Source organism: uncultured Porphyromonas sp. (genome assembly GCF_934359325.1).
Lineage (GTDB): Bacteria > Bacteroidota > Bacteroidia > Bacteroidales > Porphyromonadaceae > Porphyromonas_A.
This window is the reverse complement of record NZ_CAKRLH010000075.1, coordinates 1-7,852: the sequence shown is the minus strand read 5'-3', so window position 1 is coordinate 7,852 and position 7,852 is coordinate 1. Positions and strand designations below refer to the sequence as shown.

Genomic DNA, 7,852 nt, shown 5'->3' with positions numbered 1-7,852 from the left:
CAGGTAGAGAAAAATGAGTTACCTTTGGGTGCTGGATAATATAACTCACGAAATAACACCCTATGTTTACCTCCATAACTGTAGCCGAGAAGATTGCTAAGCTCCTGCTGGACGCTCATGCCGTGTCACTTAATCCCGAACATCCTTACACATGGGCCTCGGGCTGGCATAGTCCCATCTACTGTGATAATAGAGTGACGCTCTCCTCGACGGAGATCCGTACACAGATCGCTGATGCGCTGGTGGATCTGATCAAGGAGAAATTCCCTCAGGTCACAGCAGTCTCCGGTGTCGCTACTGGTGGTATCCCTCAGGCAGCTCTTGTCGCTGATCGTATGCATCTCCCTCTCTCCTATATCCGCGCAAAGGCTAAGGATCATGGGATGCAAAATCAGATTGAGGGCTCTATAGATAAGAAGGCCAAGGTGGTGGTCATCGAGGACCTTATCTCCACCGGTGGTAGCAGTCTCGCAGCAGCGAGGGCACTGCAGGCAGCCGGTTATGAGGTGCTCGGACTGGTCGCTACTTACTCTCATGGCTTTGCCGTCGCTGAGGATGCCTTTGCTGAGGCTTCCATACCGATGTACACCCTCAGCGACTATGATCACGTGGTTGCAGAGGCGGAGAGGAGAGGATTTATCCATAGCGACCAGGTGGAGACCCTCAAGGAGTGGCGGAAGGATCCGGCCAACTGGGGTAAATAATGGACATAGAATAGACGATAGATATGCAGGTAATCAATAGCAGACCGTTTACCATTAAGAAGGATATAGAGACGGTATTTGATCTAGCGGGAGAGCCGGAGTCGGCACGTCACTTCCTGAGCAAGGTGGGCGATAAGCCGATGTTTAAGGACGTCTCCGTAACCGATAATAGCATCGCTGCTAAGCTTCCTTTTGTCGGTGACATTACCCTTCGTCGCAACCGCATAGAGAAACCCTCTCTTGTCAGCTACAAGGCAGAGGGAGCTCCGGTGCCGGTGGAGCTGGTGCTCAATTTTCAGCCCGATGGCGACAATACCAAGACTCAAGTGTCTGTCGAAGTAGAGGCACCCTCCTTCGTCGCCGGTATGGTGAAGACTAAGCTGCAGCCTATGCTGGATAAGATGGCTGATAGTCTCGAACTCCTGGACGTGGATCGCTTCCTTGGCAAGAAGTAAGTCGGACGTACTCTACCCGCTCCTTCACTCTCTCACAGCACTGGTGATTGCCGTGACCTTCTCCTCATGCAGTCATCCCTCCATACAGGATCGACTGCCGGATCTCCCGGTGAGCTACACCATAGACCTTATGTCCGCCGAGGGAAGGTCAATTGCCTCCCCTCAGACTGCGATCCTTATCATTACTCCTCGTCATCAGAGTGATCTGCTCGGAGTGGGGGGGCTGCTCGTATGCCATGGACTTCCGGGTGAGGTAGAGGGTGGTGGCTATGCGGCATATGATGCTCAGTGTCCCCTCTGCTATCCCACGGCGGGGGGGGTAAGACCGGATCATGCCCCGGCAATGGAGACACTGATGTCTGCCACCTGCGACAAGTGCGGTGCCGTATACGATCTATCGCTTGGTGTGGGACAGCAGATCCGTAAGGACCTGCCGGCGGCGGTGCTGAAGCGCTATCCTGCCATGGTCCGCGGAAGAGATTTAATTATCGGCTACTGAGATGAATAGACCTTTCATACTTCTATGTCTGGCTCTGGCATCCATTAGTTCTGTTTTCGCTCAGGACTCACGATATAGGGAGATCACCCCCCGTCCACTCCTTGCGGAGCAGCATCGAGGGGCGATCCCCCCAGACTTCGCCCTCATTCCACAACTATCGAGCGACAGTCTTTCCACTCTTACGCCTGCAATAGAGCGAGCTTTTCCACGCCGAGCAGGGCATGATGAGGTGACCCTCTCCCTCCGCTGTACGGATACGCTCTCATTTAGCCCAAGTGTTGAGGCATACCGTGTCCTTGTTTCCCCATCAGAGGTCCTTATTGAGGGGAGGTCGATAAGGGGAGTGTACAATGGGATACAGACGCTGAGACAATTGGTCTCCGACTCCGGCATTCCCTGTGGACTGGTGGAGGATGCACCAGCCTTTCGCTGGCGGGGATTTATGGCGGATGTGGGGCGCAACTATCAGTCGGTGGTGCTGCTGAAGCAGCAGATCGATGCCATGGCCGGCCTGAAGCTTAATGTCTTCCACTTCCACGCCACCGAGGATGTGGCGTGGCGCCTCGAGAGTCGGCTGTATCCCGAGCTCAATAACCCGTCTACGATGACGAGAGACAAGGGGTTATTCTACCGTTATGAAGAGCTTGAGGAACTTCGCCGGTATTGCGAGGAACGGTTTATCCTATTCCTCCCTGAGATAGATATGCCGGGTCACTCCGCTGCATTTGAGAGGGCGATGGGCTGCTCCATGCAGAGCGAGAAGGGGCAGGCGATCGTTCTGGAGTTGCTGGACGAGTTTCTCTCACACGTCGACTGTCCTTATCTGCATATAGGTGCGGACGAAGTGAAGATACACAATCGGGACTTTGTACCCACTGTGGTCTCATTCCTAGAGACGAAGGGGGTGAAAGCGATCGGCTGGAGCCCTGGCGGCAATTATCCCGAGACTGTGATCCGTCAGCTCTGGAGCGCCGCAGAGAAGTCAGAGATCGATAATCCCAAGGTTGCAAAGATAGACTCTCGAAACCTCTACATCAATCACATGGACCCGCTGGAGAGTGTTGTCTCGATCTTCTATCACAGCATCCTGGACAGTGACTCCGACAATAATGATGAGCACTTACTTGGTGGGGAACTGTGCTTATGGAATGATCGGAATCTGCTCTATGGCGATCTTAATCATGTCCATAATCCGACCTATCCCTCGCTTGTTGCCTTTGCAGAAAAAGGCTGGGGAGGAGGCGGATATGTAGACAACTTCGTCAGTCTTAGTCAGGATAGAGACTTCGAGTGCTTTAGAGACTTTGAGCGGCGGCTCTGTATCTATGGTAAGAGATATATGCAAGGGCTTCCTTTCCCTTACATACCCCAGTCTGAGATCCGCTGGAGCATATTTGGTTCCTATCCAAATGGCGGCAAGACGGCCATGACCTTCCCTGTCGAGGCACTACCCGAAGAGGAATTGGAGAGCCTGACACCCGACACGACCTTTATTGGAGGTACACTGATACTTAGGCACTTCTGGGATCCGCAGATCAAGGGGCTATGGATCGATCCCGCCCCCAATCAGACTGTTTATGCATATCGGCGAGTCTGGAGTGACGAGGAGCGAGAGTCGGGTCTATGGATCGGCTTTTACGATTACTCGAGGTCGCAATGGGCGGATGCTTTCCCCAAGGGTAAGTGGAGCAATACCGATGCCCAGATATGGCTTAATGGCGAGGCTATTGCTCCTCCCCTATGGGCTCACTCGGGGCAGAAGGGCGACCCTGAGATTCCGTTCTGGGACGAGAATTATACGATGAGACCTCCGACACAAGTAACTCTGCGAAAGGGGTGGAATACGTTACTACTGAAAATCCCCGTCGGCTCCTTTGTCGGAAGTGCATGGTATGCACCGGTCAAGTGGATGGCAACGGCAGTTTTTGTAGACGATATGCTCCAGTGAGTGATGACAGAAGAAAAGAAGATTAAGTGGGTACTTAGGCTCTGGCGCCGGCTCGGGAGGATCCCCCTCCGGCGGCTCTACCGTCTGTCCGATTTCTTGGCCTGGGTGATCAGGGATGTGGTACGGTATCGTAGGGAGGTGGTAGACCGCAATCTTGAGATCGCCTTCCCGGAGCTTACTCGGCAGGAAAGGAGAAAGATTGCGAAGGATTTCTACAGCTACTTCTGCGAACTGATACTCGAGGCACCGAAGATGATGACTTGGTCGGTGGAGGAGATGAAGGAGCACATCACCTTTGAGGGCATAGAGCAGATCCGCGAGGATACCGCCAGCGGACGCAATTTTACCCTCTATATCGGTCACTATGGTCAGTGGGAGTGGATCCCTTCCATCGCTCTCTGGCTTCCCGGGGTCACTTGTGCACAGATCTACTCTCAGCTCCACGACCCGGTCTCTGACCAGATCATCCTTGCCAATCGTCAGGCTCATGGCAGTAAGTCGGTTGAGATGAGGGATACTCTGCGGTATGTGCTCTCAGCGAAACAGTCGGGAAAGCCATTTGGGGTAGGATATGTGGCTGATCAGTCTCCCTCTGCAGACAAACTTCATCATTATATTGACTTCTTTGGTCGGCAGGTACCCACGCATGTCGGGGCAGAGAAAATCACAAGGAGACTGGATCTGACTGCTTACTTCCTCGATATGCATCGTGTGCGGAGAGGCTACTGGAGTGTGAGAGTCATCCCTATGCCCTATGACAAGGAGGACGACCAGGGGGGCTTCACACTCACGCAGCAGTTCTATAAGCTCCTAGAGGAGATGATCCGAAGGGATCCGGCTTACTACCTATGGAGTCATAAGCGCTTCAAGTACGAGAAACGGTGAGAAAAAAAGCAGGACGCAAAGCACTAAGCTTTACGTCCTGCTTTTTTCTTGATATAGGTATCAGCCCAGTCGCTCAATGGCGTACTGAACCCTTTGCTTCGTCTCCTTGACACCAATGAAGTCGATGATGTCGTAGATGTAGAGCCCTATCGCCTTCCCTACGAGAGCCACTCTGAGGGCGTTCATCACCACTCCGATCTTATAGCCTTTCTCCTCCAGCCAGCCGTGAGTCTTCTCATCGAGTAGCTTCACATCGAGAGGCCTCGGGAAGGTGTCGATATACTCGAGGTACTCAGTAAGTTGCTTGGCGCTATCCTCCTTCCACCGCTTCTTGACCGACTTTTCGTCAAAGTCTGTCGGCGCCTGGAGAAGGTATCCGGTCTGCTCTACGACGTCCGGGAGGAGAGTCAGACGCTCGCGTGTCAGCTCAAGGGCACAGACCAACTTGTGGTGGTCGCAAGTGATGCCCGCCTGCTCAAGGTAAGGCTTACAGAGGTCGGCTAAGCGGTCGAGGTCGCAGATTCGGATGTACTGCTCGTTGAACCACTTTCCCTTCTCGTAATCGAAGCGGGCGCCACTCTTATTGACACTGCTGAGGTCAAACCGACGGATGAGGACATTCATAGGCATAAGCTCTATGTCGTCACCGGGATTCCACCCCAGGAGAGCGAGAAAATTAACCACCGCCTCAGGCAGGTAGCCGCTCTCGCGATAGCCCGGGCTCACAGCTCCGTCCTCAGGTGACTCCCAGCGAAGGGGGAAGACCGGAAAGCCAAACTTGTCCCCATCTCTCTTGCTGAGCTTTCCACTACCCTCGGGCTTAAGTAAAAGGGGTAGGTGGGCAAATCGAGGCATCTCATTCTCCCAGCCAAAGGCACGATATAGCAAGACATGGAGGGGTGTGGATGTGACCCACTCCTCTCCGCGGATGACGTGAGAGATCTTCATCAGATGATCATCTACTACGTTGGCCAGATGGTAGGTGGGGAGGTCATCGCTCTGCTTGTAGAGTACCTTGTCGTCAAGCTCCGAGGAGTTGATGGTCACCTCACCGCGTACCATATCGGTAAAGCTGATCGCCTCTCCCGGCTCTATCCGAAGCCTCACAACGTAGGGTACGCCAGCCTGCTCCAGTTCCTCGCACTCGCTCTCAGTCAGTACGAGCGAGTTGCGCATACCCATACGGGTGGATGCATCGTACTGGAAGTTCTTGGTACTCTCGCGAGCCTGCTCCAGCTCCTCAGGGGTGTCGTACGCCTTATAGGCCTGACCACTATCCAGCAGCTCACGGACATACTTGCGGTAGATGTCCCTGCGCTCGCTCTGGCGGTAGGGACCATACTCACCTCCCACACCTACACCCTCATCGATATGGATGCCAAGCCAGTTGAGGGACTCGACGATGTATTCCTCTGCTCCGGGGACAAACCGACGAGAGTCGGTATCCTCGATCCTCAGGAGCATCTTTCCACCCTGATTTTTGGCAAAGAGGTAGTTATAAAGAGCGGTGCGTACACCACCGATATGAAGTGGTCCGGTAGGACTGGGTGCAAATCGTACTCTTACCTGTGATGGAGTAGTATCAGTCATGTCTGTATTCTTATCTATCGTTCTGTCGCTGTCGTTGGGTCATAGGATCAGTAGGGATCCTCGTCATGCATCCTACCTCCGGCATCAGTCTCCGCAGACTCCTCGTCAGTGTCGGAGGACTCCTCAGCATCATCTTCGCTCTCAACGAGCTCGACCCCTTGCAGGGTACGATTGAGATTCTGCTCAACCAGGGGAGAGACAGCCTCAAAGTTATTAACGGTAATGCTCTTCCAGATCAGATCCTTGAGCTCTGCCACTCCCTGCCCAGTCACCGAGGAGAAGAAGCAGACCGGCACCCCCTCTGGGAGAGTCTCGCGGATCATTTCCTCGAGATCCTCATCGATGAGGTCGGACTTTGAGATGCCCAGGACCCTATTCTTCTCCAGTAGCGAGGGATTGTACTTCTCGAGCTCGCCCAGAAGCACCTCGTACTCTTTAGCTATGTTGTCAGCATTGGAGGGGATGAGGAAGAGTAGGGCGGCATTGCGCTCGATGTGACGGAGGAAGCGTAGTCCAAGTCCCTTTCCCTCAGCAGCACCCTCGATGATCCCGGGGATGTCCGCCATTACGAAGGAGCGACCATCACGGTACTTCACGATGCCAAGGTTGGGGACCAGTGTCGTGAAGGGGTAATTGGCCACCTTAGGCTTGGAGGTGGTGATGGCGGATAGAAGGGTCGACTTCCCAGCGTTGGGGAAGCCTACCAGTCCCACATCAGCCAGCAATTTCAGCTGGAGTATCACCACTCGCTCCTCGCGCGCCTCACCGGGTTGAGCAAAGCGGGGTGCCTGATTGGTCGAGGTGGCAAAGCGGGTGTTTCCCTGTCCTCCACGTCCTCCCTTGAGGATCCGGATCACCTCTCCATGCTCTCGCACCTCGGTGATGTAGTCCCCCGTGTCGGCATCATAGCAGGCGGTCCCGAGTGGGACGTCGATGTAGATATCATCTCCATCGGTTCCCGTACGGTTGTTCTCACCACCGCTCTTGCCATTGCCCGCAAATATGTGGCGATTGTAACGAAGGTGAAGGAGGGTCCAGTAGTTCCGATCACCCCTCAGATAAACATCTCCTCCGCGACCGCCATCACCTCCGTCAGGGCCTCCCTTAGGACTCCGCTTGGATCTGTAGAAGTGGACAGACCCCTGACCTCCCTTGCCGCTCCGGCAATAGATCTTTACGTAATCGACAAATCCTGACTCAGCCATGGCACGTATTTCTTCAGAGGGAACTTATTCCAAATGCAATGGGGATCTACTAAAAAACGGTATCAGGCGACGAAGTTATCGATCGCCTTGATGATCCGCTCTGTGATCTCATCGATACTACCCTCGCCCTCTACAACAACGTACTTGCCTTGCTTGGAGTAGAAGTTGCGGACCGGCTCAGTCTCACTGTGGTAGACCTTGAGTCGCTCACGAGCCGACTCTTCGTTGTCATCAGCTCGACCGGAGACCTTTCCACGCTCCAGGATGCGGCTGATGAGCTCCTCCTCGCCTACCTTTAGCTCCAGTAGGAGAGTGACGCTCTCGCCGTGAGTACTCAGCATCGCGTCCAGCGCCTCAGCCTGGGCAACCGTGCGGGGGAAGCCATCGAAGATGATGCCTGCATACTCACCGGGATCCTTGATATGCCCCTCCATGATACTCACGATGGTCTCATCGGGTACGAGGTGTCCCTCACTGATGAGCCCCTCTACCTTCTTCCCCAGGGGAGTTCCCTTCTTGATCTCTGCACGCAGGAGATCCCCTGTGGAGATGTGATTGAGGTTGTA

The 7,852-nt window shown here is 54.1% G+C and carries 8 protein-coding genes; 5 read left to right on the top strand and 3 right to left on the bottom strand.

Going from position 1 to position 7,852, the window contains the following annotated elements; genetic code table 11:
- Positions 1–62 precede the first annotated feature (62 nt).
- The 5 genes from pyrE to Q0F21_RS04170 are packed head-to-tail and all read left to right on the top strand — an operon-like array spanning position 63 to position 4,491.
- Positions 63–704: an orotate phosphoribosyltransferase gene (pyrE, locus tag Q0F21_RS04190; protein WP_297237691.1), complete on the top strand. Its 642-nt coding sequence runs from the start codon at positions 63–65 to the stop codon at positions 702–704.
- A 23-nt stretch (positions 705–727) separates the two neighbouring features.
- On the top strand, positions 728–1,159 hold the full coding sequence (locus Q0F21_RS04185) for an SRPBCC family protein (protein WP_297237689.1): 432 nt from the start codon (positions 728–730) through the stop codon (positions 1,157–1,159).
- Positions 1,146–1,658: a hypothetical protein gene (locus tag Q0F21_RS04180; protein ID WP_297237687.1), complete on the top strand. Its 513-nt coding sequence runs from the start codon at positions 1,146–1,148 to the stop codon at positions 1,656–1,658. Before Q0F21_RS04185 ends, Q0F21_RS04180 begins: the two co-directional genes overlap by 14 nt.
- A gap of 1 nt (position 1,659) precedes the next feature.
- On the top strand, positions 1,660–3,606 hold the full coding sequence (locus Q0F21_RS04175; RefSeq protein WP_297237685.1) for a family 20 glycosylhydrolase: 1,947 nt from the start codon (positions 1,660–1,662) through the stop codon (positions 3,604–3,606).
- A gap of 3 nt (positions 3,607–3,609) precedes the next feature.
- A complete protein-coding gene (locus Q0F21_RS04170; RefSeq protein WP_297237683.1) occupies positions 3,610–4,491 on the top strand; it encodes a lysophospholipid acyltransferase family protein in 882 nt (293 codons plus the stop codon).
- 60 nt (positions 4,492–4,551) lie between these two features.
- Here Q0F21_RS04170 and gltX read toward each other — a convergent pair whose 3' ends face one another.
- The 3 genes from gltX to Q0F21_RS04155 all read right to left on the bottom strand — a co-directional run.
- Positions 4,552–6,081, bottom strand: coding sequence for a glutamate--tRNA ligase (gene gltX, locus Q0F21_RS04165; protein ID WP_297237680.1), 1,530 nt, complete (start codon positions 6,079–6,081; stop codon positions 4,552–4,554).
- 47 nt (positions 6,082–6,128) lie between these two features.
- Positions 6,129–7,286, bottom strand: coding sequence for a GTPase ObgE (gene obgE, locus Q0F21_RS04160; protein WP_297237678.1), 1,158 nt, complete (start codon positions 7,284–7,286; stop codon positions 6,129–6,131).
- Positions 7,287–7,348: 62 nt separating this feature from the next.
- On the bottom strand, positions 7,349–7,852 hold a 504-nt coding region (locus Q0F21_RS04155), incomplete at its 5' end, for an adenylate kinase (RefSeq protein ID WP_297237676.1).